This window comes from Lysinibacillus sphaericus (assembly GCF_000600105.1).
Lineage (GTDB): Bacteria > Bacillota > Bacilli > Bacillales_A > Planococcaceae > Lysinibacillus > Lysinibacillus sphaericus.
Window position 1 is genome coordinate 3,197,291 of record NZ_CP006837.1, and the last position, 14,152, is coordinate 3,211,442.

Here is a 14,152-nt window from a genome sequence, read left to right on the forward strand (position 1 = left end):
ACTAGCTTCCTCCCTTAGACACATTTAACAATGGTCGAATATTTTTTAACGCATGAATTTGATCGTACGTAATACGCCCATCATAGCCGATAAATGCACAAGCCATGTCTGCTTGATTAATCGCTTTTACATGTTCATCTGACATTGCCTCAACTTGATCGGCAATCATTATATGTGTGGCTTCTAAACGAGATGCCGCAATAATCGCTTCCTTGTTGCCATGTACACCTGCATGCACAATTCCCTTGAGCCTACCAAGGACATATACATTACCACCAGCTTCTACACGTCCATTCGGATTCACATTCCCCACAATTACTATATCCCCCGAGGCACGTAGAATTTGTCCCGACCTGACCACTCCTACATATGTATCTTGTTGGCTTTCAATCATTTTCTGGTTGCTTTCATGGACAGTCAGTACTTCACTTTGCACTTTTGCTACAATTAGCTGTTCCGATTCTTGAACAATTTTTACTAGCTCTTTTACTTGTTCATCAGAACAGTATCGATAGCCTAAATGTAATTGAACATCCACCTTGCCATCGATACCGCCTTCTGAAACTTTTCGTTTTAGCTCTTCTACTAAATCGGCATACGAACATTGATCGTCTAAACGAAGAACAAAACCGTCCTTTGTTCCCTTCATATTAACTAATTGTTTTTTCATGAATGCCTCACCTCACGTTGCTCTTGTTATTAAGAAACTTCACGTGCTCTCTGTAAGACACGCGCATTAATTAGATACTTGAAGGCCCAACCAAGAATCATTAAAAATAATGTATTAGCAATGATTGTTGGTAGTAGTCGTGATTGTAAGAATTCCGTTAACGGTATTGTTGTAAAAGCGATTAGATAGAAGAATTGATAGAGTACGAATTCTAAAATTGCTACTAAAACAACTGAAATAGTTGTGGTCACAACTAAGTGCTGATGAATTATTTTCACGATAGACCCTGCTAAAAAACAAATAAGTGGATAGAGTACCGAATATAATCCAATAATATCAATGTAAAACACATCATACAAGACACCAAAAAAAAGTCCATACATTACCGCACGTTGACGGCTGTAATAGATGGATATAAATATTAAGTATAAAATTAAAAATCGGGGTACTAGATAATAGATATGTCCACTTACTTCAATCGGTGAAAGCATAGCAAACTCTGGTTCTAGTAAAAATAGCAATACTGCAACAGAGGGAATGAGAAATCGAACCATTACTTTTCCCCCTCTACAGTAGCCTTTTGTGGATTTGATAAATCTACATTTGTCGCGTCACCATCTGAACCATCAATAACTGTCAATGTTCGTTTAGCTATCACAACATTTTCTAAAATTGAAAAATCAGCAGATGGTTTTACATAAGCCATTTTGGTTAAGCCAAAATCATCTGTACTTACTTCTGTAATTTCTCCAATTGGTACACCTTTAGGGAAAATACCGCCAAGACCAGAAGAAACTACTTTTTCTCCTTCTTTCACCGTTAAGCTAGAATCGATTCGCTTCATAATGAGTTCATTTCGTTCTTTATCAAAGCCCTCGATTAAACCGTATGCCTCTTTTTCTCCTAATACCATCGCGGAAACACGGTAGTTAGGATTGTTTGTATATAAAAGCTCTACTTCAGATGTGAAAGGGGTTACTAGCGTGATTTTACCAACTAGCCCTTTCGCTGTCATAACTGCCATATTTTTTTCTACCCCATGAGAAGAACCTTTATCTAAAATAATTTTTTCTTCCCATTGGTCAGGATTTCTAGCAATAACCGTTGCTTGAATTGGATTAAAAGCTTTTAAACTTTCCGCTTTAGAAAGTTCCATTAGCTTTTCATTTTCAGATTTTAAAACCAATGCTTCGGCTTGTACAGCTGCAAAATCTTCTAAGCGTGCTTTTAAACGTTTATTTTCTTCGTACGTGTTTAAGAGGGAGTCAATATTATTAAAAATACCAGTTATGTAATTTGCCGGCTTCGCAACAATAGATTGTGCGACGCCGACTGTATCTTTAATAATTTGCTCTGGTAAAGTTGCATTCGTCCGATCTCGTAATGAGAAGCTAATCAATGCCACAAGAAAAACCATGCCCACAAGTAGCAGTATTACTTTCTTATTGAAAAAAAACTGTGGCATTGCCTAAACCTCCTTACCCTTTTACTTGTTGTTGACGAATTAAATCAATATGATCTAATGCTTTACCTGTCCCAATAGCTACACAATCTAATGGATCTTCAGCAATAAACACAGGCATATTGGTTTCACGGCTAATAACTTTGTCTAAGTTCGTTAATAACGCGCCACCACCTGTTAACACGATACCTCGCTCCATAACGTCAGCAGAAAGCTCTGGAGGTGTTTGTTCCAACGTTTTTCGTACACCGTCAATAATTGACGATACCGCTTCACGCAATGATTCTGAAATTTCCTTAGATGAAATTTCAATCGTTTTTGGTAAGCCCGTTAATAGGTCACGACCTCTAATCTCCATTTTTTCATCTGGACCTTCAGCAAATGCTGTACCAATCTCCATTTTTACTGCTTCAGCCGTACGCTCACCAATCGTTAAGTTATACGATTTACGGATATATGAAATAATCGCTTGATCCATTGCATCCCCACCGACACGTACAGACTCACTTGTTACGATACCACCTAAAGAAATAACTGCTACCTCTGTTGTACCACCACCGATATCAACTACCATAGACCCTGTTGGATCCCAAACAGGTAAATTTGCTCCAATAGCTGCTGCAAAAGGCTCCTCAATTGTAAACGCTTCTTTTGCACCTGCTTGGCGAGAGGCATCGATAACTGCGCGTTGCTCAACCGATGTAATACCATATGGCACACAAATCATCACATTCGGTTTTTTCCAATTACCCCCAGAATTTTTACAAGCTTCTTTTAAGTAATATTCAATCATCGCTGTTGTAATATCAAAATCAGCAATAACGCCATCTTTCATCGGACGAATCGCCACGATAGATCCAGGTGTACGGCCAATCATATTTTTTGCATCATTACCAACTGCAACGATATCTCCTGTTTTTGTATTCTTTGCTACTACAGAAGGTTCGCGTAAAACGATGCCCTTCCCTTTAATAAAAACTAATGTATTCGCTGTGCCAAGGTCAATCCCGACATCTTTACTACCTAATCCAAACAAATTGTGTACTCCCTTTCTATTTAAGCCATACTATCGTTGACATAAAATCATACCGTTCATTATAACGGATAAATGCAAGAATTTGTAGTGCCACATACCGCTTCTTGCAGAAAACTTACTATTTTAATTCCCTCGTAAACTAAAAATAGTACGTATAGATTAGCATATTATTTTTTTTCATGTAAGACAACGCATTATAGGCTACCAATTTTTGTGAATGCTATAGATATTTCTATGAATACAATAACGTCATCCAATTAAAAAGGTTCGTTTTGAGTTAACCCACTTTTAAATTTGCTACAACTATACTACTTCTAGATTATACTATAAAAATTTTATCTTTTAAAAACTGATATCTTCTTTGGAAGTATTTACAACCACTTAAAGACTTTGAGACCTTCTGCAGAAATCTAAAAAGCTCTGCAAATATATGCAGAGCTTAAGCTTGTCCAAATAACTTCAATGCGCATTATGATGTATCTGAATGAAAAAACCAACGAGCCGCGTCAAGCGCTTTCTTGGGTTCGTTGCACTTCCTCTTCGTACCTGTCCTGTTACCTATTGCACACGCTTATGGAGAATGTTAACGCCCTTGCCTTCACTTCGCGTAGGAGTTGACATGCCCATTCCTTCATTCAACAACATTTCAATGCACAAACGTATGTAGGAAAGCCTTTACTTTATTAAAACTAAAAATAACCTTTTTCTTTTAAGCTAATAAATTGATGGTCGCCGATGATGATGTGATCCAGTAATTCAATGCCAATAATATAGCCAGCCTCCTGAATTCGTTTCGTTACCTCAATATCTTCTGGACTTGGGGTAGGTATACCGCTTGGATGATTATGCGCACAAATAATAGAAGCGGCAGATCGCTTGACAGCCTCACGGAAGATTTCTCTCGGATGCACAATAGAAGCATTTAGGCTCCCGATAAATATCGTTTGCTTATGCATAATTTGATTTTTGACATTAAGGAAAAGGACGACAAACCTTACATAAATACATATTACCGTCGACCACTTTTATGAAGTGGTCTTTTTCCTTATCTCCTAACAATATACCCTACCTTATGAGTTACAATGAAACTCTTTTTATCAACAGGCTTATTAACATTTGTGGAAAGCTTTTTAAATTGCATTTCTTCATATTGATCCAATAAATCAAATATCGTTAACTGTCCTTGTTGTTCCATATATTCGAAATGAGTCATATATACATCTCCTTTTTATGTGCTAAAAAATCAAGGTAGCTATATTCAAGTACTGACGATTTGTCCGTAGTTGAAACGTGATGATTTAGATATATATGTGCGGTTAATAAATGTGCACCTACAAAATGTATTCAGGTACTTCCCTTTCCGTCAGTACCTAACTAATTACCATTCCAGCCAATTAACTAACGATGGTTCACTATGCACCATTGATTGAGGAAGGCTATCACGTTCATTTAACCAATTGTAAAAAGGTACAGGACGTTCTTTATATGGAGTTTCTTCTATAGATGATGATTTATATAGCTTACTATTTGAACGCACTACAACCTTGTTATATGCCCCTACAAATACGGCTCTTAATGTACTTGCTACAGTTAACGTACCTTCTTTAATATCCATAGCAATTTTGAATAGAACATTTTTAGCTTTAATAAAGTCAGGTACACTTTGAACCTGTGTAGCCAATACAACCTTGTGCATTTCATCTTTCAAGTTATCAGCTAACGGTAAGCTATTCATGAAATCGAACAGCATTACCTGGTACTCATTCATATACTCTTTTTTCTTTTCAGCTTGCAAAGCCAATTCATTACCAAGACTCATAATATTATTTGCTTGTTTAGAACTTAAAAGATTAAAAGAACTAGATGGTTGGTTTTCAGATTGTGGACGACAAACGTTACTCTCGCAAGGCTTTTCAGCTTTTGAACGGTCGGACATTGACGGTGAGACATTGTAAGGCAAAATGATATAAATGCTTGCACCTTGTCCACCTTTACCTTTTACAGTCGTTTCTTTTTTGATGATGCCTAACGATTCTAACTTTTTGATGCCACGATAAACTGTCTTTGTACTGATCTCCAATGCATCAGCAATTGTAGAAGCTTTTAAATGACATGCTCCAGTATGTTCTAAGCTGTGAGAAGCAAGTTTGTAAACGATGGCACGCTCTGATTCTGTTAAGTCATAGTAATGAACTGCCATGTGGTCTTCCACACTCTTATCCATATCTGCTACTGAATCGAATGTTGTATATTGTGCTAAGTATTCAAATGCCATCGTTTTCCACCTCACTTTCATATTACTTAAATGCTTTTTGTAAATTCTCACGTATCTCTTTTACTTCTAAATCAGTCAACAGACTGTGATACCTTATAATCCATTTCAAGCGTCGCTGATACTTATGAGCATCAGATATTGCATCATGTTGTTTCATCTTTGCTTGAAGGTACTCATTGCGTTGTTGAATTGTTTTCAATTCGTTCACCTCTCTTTCCGATTACGAATCGCTTCATTTCATTCATTAATAAAATAATAAAATTACTTTTAAAGTAACTATGTTACTCAAATAGTAAATTACTTTATTCGTAATGTCAATTACTAATTGCGTAATTTTATTTCTTAATCTATAATTAAATTAAGAAAATCGGAATGAAGGCAGGTGTGTAGATGTATTTAAAATCGAGGTTAAAAGTATTGCTCGCTGAAAGAGATATGAGTCAGAAGGATTTAGCTGAACAGACGGGGCTTACTACACGTTTGATTAGTGAAATTGCCAATAATAAAGTGAAGATGTATCCAAAGGATGCATTAGAGAAAATAATGTTTACATTGGACATAAAGAACTTAGGTGACTTACTGCAACGTGTGGACGAGGAAACAGATAACTAATTAGGGTTGTCTGTTTTTTTATGTACTTTTATCTCCAAGTTTCCTAAAATGGAAATATAAAGGGAGGAATTTAACGATGACTTTATTTGTATTTGGAATAAGTCTTTTAGGTATGATGGCTGGTGTAGTATTGCTGATACTTGGACTTATTAAGAAGAAAAAATTAAAAGGCGGCATTGTATTGGGTGTTTCAATTTTGTTATTCATTGTATCCTTTATGATGCCTGCACCAGAAGGTAGCAAAGAAAAGGTTGAAGTGGCAAGCAAAACAGAGGAAGAACTAAAAAAAGAAAAGGCTACATCAGAAGCTAAAAAAGAAGAAGAGAACAAAGTTAAAGAAGAGGAAGAACGTAAAGTCAAGGAAAAAGAATTAGCTGAACAAAAAGCTAAAGAAGAAGCAAAAGCTAATGAGGAAGCAAATAAAAAAGAAGAAGAACAAAAAGTAAAAGCCGATGAATCTAAATTAAAAGAAGAAGCAGAATCAAATGGTAAAGCAGAAACACCCCCTCCTCCTACTACAGTAAGTACAACGGATACAAGCACAATCCTAGTAAACGATATAAAAAAAATAGTTACTGATGAACTAGGAAAGAAGAATAATCTAAAAAAGAACACTATTAAAGATGTTCAATATGTAGCATCCGATAAAGGTGCAATTATCGCTTTAAACGCTAATGAAAACTTAACAACTAATATGACTAAAAAAGGCATGTGGAAGGATTCTAAAGATATTCTCCAACCTTTAAGTAAAGTCAATGGACTGGATATAATTATTATTCATTGGTACTTCCCACTTGTTGATACTTACGGAAATGAAAAAGATGGTATAGTTATGTCTTTTGAAATCAATAAAGAAACATTAAACAAAATCAATTGGGATAACTTCTTAACTGATAACATTCCTAATGTCGTTAATAATTACTTTGAACACCAAGCGTTTAATAAATAGTCACTCAATCGAGTGGCTTTTTATTTTGATTTTTTTAGTTAAAAAGGTAATAATTTAAAAATACATATTGCACGTATAAATAATACGTGTTATAATAAGAGTATAGAAAGGAGATGAAAGACATATCATCAAGGGAAATGATAAAGATAATTAATAAAGACGGATGGTATTTACATAGGATAGCTGGAAGTCATCACCACTTTAAACATCCTACTAAAAAAGGAATTGTAACAGTTCCACATCCAAGGAAAGACCTATTACTAAAAACTACAAACTCAATACTAAAGCAGGCAGGACTTAAATAGTCCTCCTGCAAGGAGGTTTTATATAGATGGCTAAATATTATTTTCCAGCAATTTTTGATCCAGACACAGACAACGAGAATGGTTTTACAGTAACATTCCCTGACCTACCAGGATGTATTACAGAAGGTTCTGATATGGATGAAGCAGTATACATGGCTAAAGATGTATTAGTAGGTTTTTTATATGGAATGGAGGAAGATGGAGAACAAATTCCTACCCCTTCAAATCCAAGTAATATCGACCTTCCAAAAGGTGCTTTTATCTCGATTATAGAAGTAAGAACAGATTATATAAGAGATGAGATTGAAAACAAGGCTGTAAAAAAAACTTTAACAATTCCTAAATGGTTAAATGATGCAGCAGAAAAAGAAAATATTAATTTTTCTCAATTACTTCAGTTCGCAATTAAGGAACGTTTAGGTATTATAAATAAGCAATAAACAAAAAGACCAGGTACTCAATTAACTATGAGTGCCTGGTTCTTTGTTTTGGTGGCTTAACAATAATTTTTCAACCTGTGTTTTCAAAGCCATATTTGCATACGTTAATACTAAATCTTCGCCAGCTGTAGCAACGGTTAAATCACTAAAGTATTCATCTATCTTTTCCCATTTCACTACCCTAATTTTATCTTTAGCTAATAGCCTTTTAGAGTTGTAACATTCCTGTGTAATGTCATCTAAAAGTTTATCGAGTATTGGTAAATATACATTGCTCATTTTAAGGTTTTCAATCACCTTGTAGTCACGTTGTAATGTCTGTACTGCCATATCGTAAATGACATACTTATGAAGAAGTCCTCTTTGTTCAAAGCTAATCATACCACCGAACGCTCCTTGTGTATGATTGAACAACTACTAACACATTATTGATAGTAAAAGTACGCTTTGCTCGTCTTGTAAAACAGTAAGCTTGAAATGAATCACCTGCAATCTTTACAAGCTTTACTTTCCTCTTTGTAATCTCACCGCTCTTTGACATATACATCATGTTTACTATTTGATTATGTTTCATAGCTTTTAGCAGTTGTTCTTTCATCACTGTACGCTCCTTCAATAAGAACATTCGTTTGTACTTATAATAGAACAATCGTTCTTATTTTAACAAGTGTAAAGTTTGTTAATATATGAAATAAAATGAATAAACCTATTTACTTTTTTAAATAGATATTGTATAATAAGAGTATAGAAAGGAGGTGAACAAGAGTGGATGAATTTGAAAAAGTCCTTGCAACAGTAGCGCTAGTCGCAACAACCTTTAAAGCTTTCACATCAGGCTTGAAAGACATTTACGACATGGTGCAAGGAACAAAGAAAAAGCGACGCCCTCCCGCAAAGAAGAAACGTCGCAAGTAATATCCCGAAGGAGGTTAGCGCCTCCTTCTCAATCAAATTATAACACATCCACTTACATGTATGAAAAGAATGCTTAAACGATTTGGTTATACAAACATCGCCTTACTAATTGCGAGTACTGCTATAATACTCAAATATGTTGATTTCCAAAGTCCTTCAACAATTGATTATGTATTATTAGCGCTATATGGAACAACTGTTTTAATTCACTTCACAAGGCTGATAATATTTATGTTACCAAAGGAAAGGTGATTGCATGAAATATGAATTTTCCACAACTGAAGAACTCCTTGAATTTTTAAATACTGAATTACTATCCGCAGCCGAAGCAGCAGAGGTATTGGAAATATCGAAAGTTCGTCTCGGACAATTGATGAAAGACGGAAAGTTAAAAGCAGCTAAAGACCAGCCTAAAATGTTCTTAAAAAGTGTACTGCTTGAGAAAAAAGATGAGCTTGAATCGCTTCGAAAAAAATATAGACCTTATGATGAATAAACAAAAAAGCCCAGGCTCAAAATTAATTGAGTACCTGGGCTTCGTCATTGGTATATGCGTGTTCTTTCGTTTGTTTACAATGACATTAATAGACTACTACAGTGTTCTGAACAAACACTGAACAATACTACTTGTTTCGTCGTTGTTGAATTGTAATGTATAACCCCACCAAACGATCCGTTGTCATTGCACCATTTTGTAAATCCTTCAAGTGTGATTCATGTATAATACCATCCTTCACAGCCTGTGCAATAAAGTTTTCTGTTTCAGTTTTCATAGCTGGAGAACCCGGATTCCAATTTGTATTTGCCACTGTAATTTCCTCCTTTTTGTCTTCCACAATTAATTGGACTTTCAATTTGCTGTTACTTGGTACAATTACTTGTCCTTCTAACTTATAGCCTTTAGGCATCTTCCAATTCGCTTTTACTTCAAAGTGTGGACGGTCAATGGCTTTTGTCCATGTTCCGCCCCATTCAATACCTAGCTTTTTCGCAATGGCTCCTACTCTACTTAATGTAGTGACATCATACAATGATTGTGGAGGACCAACAGCAATATCCCATGCTAGACGTGATTTATGGTTACTGTTTAGTGTCCATGTAACAACTTTCCCTGGGCGTGTCCTACCTTGTGCATACAGGTACTTTTGCCGCGCTTGTGAGCGATATGTTTCAGTGATGAAGATGTTCTTAATGCCCGCCTTGTAACACTCCTGAAATAGCAATCGACACGCAGTTTGTGCACCAGGTAAAAGCTCGGCTAAGTCTCGACATGTAGTTGTAACGCTTGTCATTTTGCATCATCCTTTTTCTCATCATTGTCAATTTGAAGTTGTGTAAATGCGTTAGATAAAAACTTAGGCACCTTGATTCCTAACTTACCAAGATTCTCAATCATACTGATTCCTTCCATACCGATAAGAAAAAGAATCATGGCATTACGCATGAAGTTTCCACTTTCAGTTGCTAAGTCTAATTGCACCGCAGCAATGACCATTAATATCATGGCAGTTTTTTTGAGTAAGCCCTTAAACGCCTTTTTACTCTCAATATTTTTATATGCAAATCCCACCATCAAGCCCAGTACATAATCAATAGCTAAAAAAATAATAAAGGCTTTAATTAAATGGTCAATTCCTCCAACAAAATAAGCGACCCATGCCATGGAGCCGCCAACGATTGATGTATATAGTGTATCTGTTTTCATCTGACACCTTCCTTTTCGTATAATAAAAGCCCTCCACAATTATCTGTGGAAGGCATAAAATCAATGGTTATTTATTTGACTACAAGCAGCTGTTACCCAAAAGCCAATTGTACTAATAAATAACAATGTTAAAATTGGATGCTCATATACAGCTTGCATTTCCTCACCTCGTTTTTGACAATAAAAATAACGCTAAGCTTATACTTGCGTTTTCTCTAACACTTCTTCAATTGGATTACCATAACCATCTAACCCTAACGCCTCTAGTTTTGTAAGTACTGGAGCTTTTAATTTCGCTGGCACACGTTCAATCGTTGAGCCTGTTTTGTCTGTGTTTGCAATTAACAATACATATCCATCTATCATTTTGCAGACCTCCAATTTTAGTTTTAATTTTATTTTTAACAACAGCGCTCTAAGCATTGTTGGATGTTCCTTTTAATGCAGCTACTTCTTCACGCAATGCAAGTACTTCTTCATAAACGCCTAATACAGCGTCGACAGTAATTAGATTATTTTGTTCTGTAACTGTAAACAATCTTGCTATTTTTTCTTCAAGTGTTTCAATTGGTTCGGGTTCAGTTGGTGTATTAATGTCAGGAGATTCTCCTGTATCTAGTGATTCAGTAAAATTTCCAGTTTCTACATCGTAAATGTAACCTTCTTTGATAATATCCTGATAATTAGTTATATCTACAACAATAATTGGATGTGAGAATTCTGGTAATATTTCATAATGACCAATATTCCTTACAACTTTATCAAGTACAATGGCTACTTTAAACATAAATATCACCCCCACTCAATGAGTAGTAAACCTGAATTACCAGCAGTTCCATCTTGCCCTTTTTCTCCATTCCCTCCGGGGATTCCTTGAATACTAACTCCAATTCCTCCATTTCCGCCTTTTCCTCCTGTTCCTCCTAACCCTGTATTTTCATTAGGTAATGAATAAAATAAACGGATGTAATTATTAATTAAAATTCTTTCAACAGAGGCATTATTTGCAAATGACATAGGTGTACCACCTATACCAACATTGCCCCCGCCATTATTTCCGTTAGAACCAGCATTACTTCCACTGTTTGAAGTTATGTTACAAACATACATATTTGGTAGTAAATTTATTGTTTTTTCATAAGTAACCCCGTTTGTTGTCATTGTAGTGTGATTCGTATAGGGACTACCTTGACCACCGACGCCACCTAACCCTGCTACATTAGCTGTACCTGTAAATGTTGAATTGGTCCCACCTTTGGCTTCTGATGCAGGTATATTACCTCCAGTGCCACCCATAAATGTTAGGTATGTGCCGAAAGATGTCGGTGTCCCATTTGAACCTTTTTGAGGTAATTGTCCTGAGTTTCCGGTTAAATTAATAACCCCAACTCCACCTTTGCCCCCAACACTAGCAGCACCACCTTCACCAATAGTTACAATTACTTCGGTTACATTTAATGGCACAGAAACAGGAATTTTAAAACCGAATGATCCATGTCCTCCATTACCTCCTCCGCCACCACCTCCACCAGAGCCACCTGGTTGATTACTCTGACTCCCACCACCAGCTCCACCACCAGCTCCTCCTGCACCGCCCCCGCCTGCTCCAAAGCCAGTTACTAGAAATCTAGTTACACCTTCTGGAATATTAAAAGTGTAGACACCAGGCTCAGTAAATATAGCGTGCCCTGATTTTTGAGCAACCTTAGAAGGTAATCCTTCAACGGTATTTTTCACTTCTTCAATTTGCTCATATGTTGGTAAATTTATTACATTTGGCATTACACATCCTCCTCGTAAATAAAAGCTACACAGTTTAACAATGGGTTACGTTGCAAGCCATATTTGTAGAGCTTGTTATCCTTACTATCTAGATATTTATGAGGCATACTAGCATCCTCATGGTCATTGAATTTATTTAATAAATTCCCATCTGCTGTTGTATTCAAAATATCTTTTACAGTGGCAAACCACTCGTCGAAGTTATTCTTACGTCCTTCTAGCCACGTGTAATACAATGCTTCTTCTGCCTGTCTCCATGCTTCAAAGTCCTTCTCCTGTGCATCAATCCATGCCTCTAGTTCACTAGTCACTTTGTTTTGCCATTGTAAGAACTCGGCTGCTTTTGTAACTGAATAATCATCAAACCATTGTTGGTACTGATTAAAGATTGAAGTTGTATCTACTTGATAAATTGGATTATGCATTAGACCACATAAGTTATTGTTTAATCGTGTATCCGTAATAGCAGCTTGATTAATTGTTAGGGCACCTTTAGCAATATACACATCTGCTAACGCTAACTCGTAGGCATCTGCATCACGCTTTAATGTTGGTGCAACAGGTGAAGCAGAGAGCACACCTTTCTTGACCTCCACACTCATCTTTCTTTGAATAAAATCTAATCGAATGACAATACGATCAATACGATTAAGTGTTGTATCTCCAGCGGAAAGAGCTAAATTATAATCCTCATCATTAATTAAATAATAACCATTGACCCACGCTTTACCTGGGCGAACAATTACACTCATTGAATCTCCATTTGCTCGAATCTGTAAGCAATCAGAAGGTTTAACGAAAATACCATTGCCAATAAACGTGGCAAAGTACTGGGCAAAATCTTCTGCTTTATATCGTCTATCTCCATTAATGGAGTTAAACATCCCAAATTTCATCATTACTACTTCACCATCCTTTTTATAGCCTGTGGAAGGGTAGGCACTGATTTACCAACCGTCACGTAGATGGATTTTCCATCTTCCTGAAATACTTCATCTGCTTGCATCACACGACTATTCATTAAAATTCCTAAATCATCATCTTTAATCGTGACTAAATCACCCAAGAAGAAATCTTCGTTGTATTTTGTATTTTCTTTGGTCACATCTAATTCGCAATCAAACCCGATGAACTCCGTATATTCTGCAATCTTCTCTTTGCCTTTAGCTACAAGTAAATTGTTGTATTCACCGTCTGGAATCGGTATCTGCTCACCGTCACCATCTCTTGTATCCGAAATCTCTCGTGCATCAATAAATATTTCACGTCTATTTAACCCTGTAATAGATGCCCCGATGCTCGCCATCTTACGAGCTGGACCTTCACCAGCACCGCCTATAAGAGCTGTTGTTTTTAAATCATTATCAGCATCCTCATACGTTCGCTTAAGCAAGTTACTACGATTCTTTGACAAGATAATACGAGGATTCAAACTTTGATTAATCGTTCTGTCTGTCCCTTCGTAAAAATCATATTTGAGTGTTCGTCCATCGAATAAACAGCGCATTCCAATATCATGAGTTGTACATAAATTTTCACACACCTCAAAAACTTGCTTATAGGATATTTGTTGTTGAATGGCTTTGCCGATATTCTTCACTGTAGCAAGTTTCACTTGGGCGATTTTACGAGTTGGGTCAGCAGGGCTAACCATCGTTTCGTTAATTAGTTGTCTCATAATCAATTCAGGAGTTGTGTAAAAATCATATTGCCTCCATAGTATTCTTCTATCGGTCCACCTTGTAAGTGAGTAGCATTTTATAACTAACTGATCCACACCATTACTGTCATCAAATTGGCGATAGTAAATATACATAGCCTCGTCATCATCTTGACGGAAAATAATATTACCCTTTTTCAGTTGTTCAATATTTTTAGGTGTTACATCTACATGTAATTCCGCCTCACTACCAGGACCATACTTTTTCCTCCACAGTAAATACGAGAAGTTGCCAATGTATCCTAGACGTTCAAATTTCTCATTACATACATAGAGCATCG

Annotated in this window: 22 protein-coding genes and 1 pseudogene; 6 read left to right on the top strand and 17 right to left on the bottom strand. The window is 36.2% G+C overall.

Annotation, left to right across the window (positions count from 1 at the left end):
• Window position 1 precedes the first annotated feature (1 nt).
• The 8 genes and pseudogenes from minC to T479_RS23760 form a co-directional block, all read right to left on the bottom strand.
• On the bottom strand, window positions 2-670 hold the full coding sequence (gene minC / locus T479_RS15380; RefSeq protein ID WP_025220120.1) for a septum site-determining protein MinC: 669 nt from the start codon (window positions 668-670) through the stop codon (window positions 2-4).
• Window positions 671-699: 29 nt separating this feature from the next.
• The gene (gene mreD / locus T479_RS15385; RefSeq protein WP_024363187.1) at window positions 700-1,224 is read right to left on the bottom strand and encodes a rod shape-determining protein MreD; all 525 of its coding nucleotides are present in this window, start codon (window positions 1,222-1,224) and stop codon (window positions 700-702) included.
• Complete coding sequence (gene mreC / locus T479_RS15390) at window positions 1,224-2,135, bottom strand: rod shape-determining protein MreC (protein WP_024363188.1); 912 nt, start codon at window positions 2,133-2,135, stop codon at window positions 1,224-1,226. The genes mreD and mreC overlap by 1 nt, the downstream gene beginning before the upstream one ends.
• Before the next feature lie 13 nt (window positions 2,136-2,148).
• Window positions 2,149-3,168 carry a rod shape-determining protein gene (locus T479_RS15395; RefSeq protein WP_024363189.1) on the bottom strand — a complete coding sequence of 340 codons (1,020 nt, stop codon included), beginning with the start codon at window positions 3,166-3,168 and terminating at the stop codon, window positions 2,149-2,151.
• A gap of 689 nt (window positions 3,169-3,857) precedes the next feature.
• A pseudogene (gene radC / locus T479_RS15400) lies at window positions 3,858-4,160 on the bottom strand (RadC family protein); the annotation flags it as partial.
• A 53-nt stretch (window positions 4,161-4,213) separates the two neighbouring features.
• Window positions 4,214-4,381 carry a hypothetical protein gene (locus T479_RS23755; protein WP_158497892.1) on the bottom strand — a complete coding sequence of 56 codons (168 nt, stop codon included), beginning with the start codon at window positions 4,379-4,381 and terminating at the stop codon, window positions 4,214-4,216.
• Window positions 4,382-4,546: 165 nt separating this feature from the next.
• The gene (locus T479_RS15405; protein ID WP_025220121.1) at window positions 4,547-5,443 is read right to left on the bottom strand and encodes a helix-turn-helix domain-containing protein; all 897 of its coding nucleotides are present in this window, start codon (window positions 5,441-5,443) and stop codon (window positions 4,547-4,549) included.
• Between the two features lie 22 nt (window positions 5,444-5,465).
• On the bottom strand, window positions 5,466-5,642 hold the full coding sequence (locus T479_RS23760; RefSeq protein ID WP_158497893.1) for a hypothetical protein: 177 nt from the start codon (window positions 5,640-5,642) through the stop codon (window positions 5,466-5,468).
• Between the two features lie 191 nt (window positions 5,643-5,833).
• Here T479_RS23760 and T479_RS15410 point away from each other — a divergent pair, with 191 nt between their 5' ends.
• From T479_RS15410 to T479_RS15425, 4 genes are all read left to right on the top strand, one after another.
• Window positions 5,834-6,055, top strand: coding sequence for a helix-turn-helix domain-containing protein (locus T479_RS15410; protein ID WP_025220122.1), 222 nt, complete (start codon window positions 5,834-5,836; stop codon window positions 6,053-6,055).
• A 76-nt stretch (window positions 6,056-6,131) separates the two neighbouring features.
• Entirely contained in the window at window positions 6,132-7,004 is an 873-nt protein-coding gene (locus tag T479_RS23575) for a hypothetical protein (protein ID WP_025220123.1), read from the top strand.
• 113 nt (window positions 7,005-7,117) lie between these two features.
• Window positions 7,118-7,309 (top strand): type II toxin-antitoxin system HicA family toxin, encoded by a 192-nt coding sequence (locus T479_RS15420; RefSeq protein ID WP_174412978.1) that lies wholly within the window; start codon window positions 7,118-7,120, stop codon window positions 7,307-7,309.
• Between the two features lie 26 nt (window positions 7,310-7,335).
• Window positions 7,336-7,749: a type II toxin-antitoxin system HicB family antitoxin gene (locus T479_RS15425; RefSeq protein ID WP_025220125.1), complete on the top strand. Its 414-nt coding sequence runs from the start codon at window positions 7,336-7,338 to the stop codon at window positions 7,747-7,749.
• A 21-nt stretch (window positions 7,750-7,770) separates the two neighbouring features.
• Here T479_RS15425 and T479_RS15430 read toward each other — a convergent pair whose 3' ends face one another.
• Entirely contained in the window at window positions 7,771-8,130 is a 360-nt protein-coding gene (locus T479_RS15430) for a YhjD family protein (RefSeq protein ID WP_025220126.1), read from the bottom strand.
• Window positions 8,123-8,347 (bottom strand): transcriptional regulator, encoded by a 225-nt coding sequence (locus T479_RS15435; RefSeq protein WP_052599509.1) that lies wholly within the window; start codon window positions 8,345-8,347, stop codon window positions 8,123-8,125. Before T479_RS15435 ends, T479_RS15430 begins: the two co-directional genes overlap by 8 nt.
• A gap of 167 nt (window positions 8,348-8,514) precedes the next feature.
• On the opposite strand from T479_RS15435, the gene T479_RS23765 reads away from it, so the two are divergent.
• Both T479_RS23765 and T479_RS15440 read left to right on the top strand, forming a co-directional pair.
• Window positions 8,515-8,664: a hypothetical protein gene (locus T479_RS23765; RefSeq protein ID WP_158497894.1), complete on the top strand. Its 150-nt coding sequence runs from the start codon at window positions 8,515-8,517 to the stop codon at window positions 8,662-8,664.
• Window positions 8,665-8,920: 256 nt separating this feature from the next.
• Window positions 8,921-9,160: a helix-turn-helix domain-containing protein gene (locus tag T479_RS15440; RefSeq protein WP_024364127.1), complete on the top strand. Its 240-nt coding sequence runs from the start codon at window positions 8,921-8,923 to the stop codon at window positions 9,158-9,160.
• Window positions 9,161-9,287: 127 nt separating this feature from the next.
• Here T479_RS15440 and T479_RS15445 read toward each other — a convergent pair whose 3' ends face one another.
• The 7 genes from T479_RS15445 to T479_RS15470 all read right to left on the bottom strand — a co-directional run bounded on the left by T479_RS15445 (window position 9,288) and on the right by T479_RS15470 (window position 14,150).
• Window positions 9,288-9,956, bottom strand: coding sequence for a M15 family metallopeptidase (locus tag T479_RS15445; RefSeq protein WP_025220127.1), 669 nt, complete (start codon window positions 9,954-9,956; stop codon window positions 9,288-9,290).
• Window positions 9,953-10,369: a phage holin family protein gene (locus T479_RS15450; protein WP_025220128.1), complete on the bottom strand. Its 417-nt coding sequence runs from the start codon at window positions 10,367-10,369 to the stop codon at window positions 9,953-9,955. The genes T479_RS15445 and T479_RS15450 overlap by 4 nt, the downstream gene beginning before the upstream one ends.
• A 198-nt stretch (window positions 10,370-10,567) precedes the next feature.
• On the bottom strand, window positions 10,568-10,735 hold the full coding sequence (locus T479_RS23770; RefSeq protein ID WP_158497895.1) for a hypothetical protein: 168 nt from the start codon (window positions 10,733-10,735) through the stop codon (window positions 10,568-10,570).
• Window positions 10,736-10,784: 49 nt separating this feature from the next.
• Complete coding sequence (locus tag T479_RS15455) at window positions 10,785-11,156, bottom strand: hypothetical protein (protein ID WP_025220129.1); 372 nt, start codon at window positions 11,154-11,156, stop codon at window positions 10,785-10,787.
• Between the two features lie 5 nt (window positions 11,157-11,161).
• Window positions 11,162-12,151 carry a hypothetical protein gene (locus T479_RS23775; protein ID WP_025220130.1) on the bottom strand — a complete coding sequence of 330 codons (990 nt, stop codon included), beginning with the start codon at window positions 12,149-12,151 and terminating at the stop codon, window positions 11,162-11,164.
• Complete coding sequence (locus T479_RS15465) at window positions 12,151-13,050, bottom strand: hypothetical protein (protein WP_025220131.1); 900 nt, start codon at window positions 13,048-13,050, stop codon at window positions 12,151-12,153. Before T479_RS15465 ends, T479_RS23775 begins: the two co-directional genes overlap by 1 nt.
• Window positions 13,051-13,052: 2 nt before the next feature.
• On the bottom strand, window positions 13,053-14,150 hold the full coding sequence (locus T479_RS15470; protein WP_025220132.1) for a siphovirus ReqiPepy6 Gp37-like family protein: 1,098 nt from the start codon (window positions 14,148-14,150) through the stop codon (window positions 13,053-13,055).
• Window positions 14,151-14,152 lie beyond the last annotated feature (2 nt).

What these genes read in the sequence shown, in the direction of transcription:
- minC (WP_025220120.1), bottom strand. Translation starts at nt 670, where the DNA reads ATGAAAAAACAATTAGTTAATATGAAGGGAACAAAGGACGGTTTTGTT.
- mreD (WP_024363187.1), bottom strand. Translation starts at nt 1,224, where the DNA reads ATGGTTCGATTTCTCATTCCCTCTGTTGCAGTATTGCTATTTTTACTA.
- mreC (WP_024363188.1), bottom strand. Translation starts at nt 2,135, where the DNA reads ATGCCACAGTTTTTTTTCAATAAGAAAGTAATACTGCTACTTGTGGGC.
- T479_RS23755 (WP_158497892.1), bottom strand. Translation starts at nt 4,381, where the DNA reads ATGACTCATTTCGAATATATGGAACAACAAGGACAGTTAACGATATTT.
- T479_RS15405 (WP_025220121.1), bottom strand. Translation starts at nt 5,443, where the DNA reads ATGGCATTTGAATACTTAGCACAATATACAACATTCGATTCAGTAGCA.
- T479_RS15410 (WP_025220122.1), top strand. Translation starts at nt 5,834, where the DNA reads ATGTATTTAAAATCGAGGTTAAAAGTATTGCTCGCTGAAAGAGATATG.
- T479_RS23575 (WP_025220123.1), top strand. Translation starts at nt 6,132, where the DNA reads ATGACTTTATTTGTATTTGGAATAAGTCTTTTAGGTATGATGGCTGGT.
- T479_RS15420 (WP_174412978.1), top strand. Translation starts at nt 7,118, where the DNA reads ATGAAAGACATATCATCAAGGGAAATGATAAAGATAATTAATAAAGAC.
- T479_RS15425 (WP_025220125.1), top strand. Translation starts at nt 7,336, where the DNA reads ATGGCTAAATATTATTTTCCAGCAATTTTTGATCCAGACACAGACAAC.
- T479_RS15430 (WP_025220126.1), bottom strand. Translation starts at nt 8,130, where the DNA reads ATGATTAGCTTTGAACAAAGAGGACTTCTTCATAAGTATGTCATTTAC.
- T479_RS15435 (WP_052599509.1), bottom strand. Translation starts at nt 8,347, where the DNA reads ATGAAAGAACAACTGCTAAAAGCTATGAAACATAATCAAATAGTAAAC.
- T479_RS15440 (WP_024364127.1), top strand. Translation starts at nt 8,921, where the DNA reads ATGAAATATGAATTTTCCACAACTGAAGAACTCCTTGAATTTTTAAAT.
- T479_RS15445 (WP_025220127.1), bottom strand. Translation starts at nt 9,956, where the DNA reads ATGACAAGCGTTACAACTACATGTCGAGACTTAGCCGAGCTTTTACCT.
- T479_RS15450 (WP_025220128.1), bottom strand. Translation starts at nt 10,369, where the DNA reads ATGAAAACAGATACACTATATACATCAATCGTTGGCGGCTCCATGGCA.
- T479_RS23770 (WP_158497895.1), bottom strand. Translation starts at nt 10,735, where the DNA reads ATGATAGATGGATATGTATTGTTAATTGCAAACACAGACAAAACAGGC.
- T479_RS15455 (WP_025220129.1), bottom strand. Translation starts at nt 11,156, where the DNA reads ATGTTTAAAGTAGCCATTGTACTTGATAAAGTTGTAAGGAATATTGGT.
- T479_RS23775 (WP_025220130.1), bottom strand. Translation starts at nt 12,151, where the DNA reads ATGCCAAATGTAATAAATTTACCAACATATGAGCAAATTGAAGAAGTG.
- T479_RS15465 (WP_025220131.1), bottom strand. Translation starts at nt 13,050, where the DNA reads ATGATGAAATTTGGGATGTTTAACTCCATTAATGGAGATAGACGATAT.
- T479_RS15470 (WP_025220132.1), bottom strand. Translation starts at nt 14,150, where the DNA reads ATGCTCTATGTATGTAATGAGAAATTTGAACGTCTAGGATACATTGGC.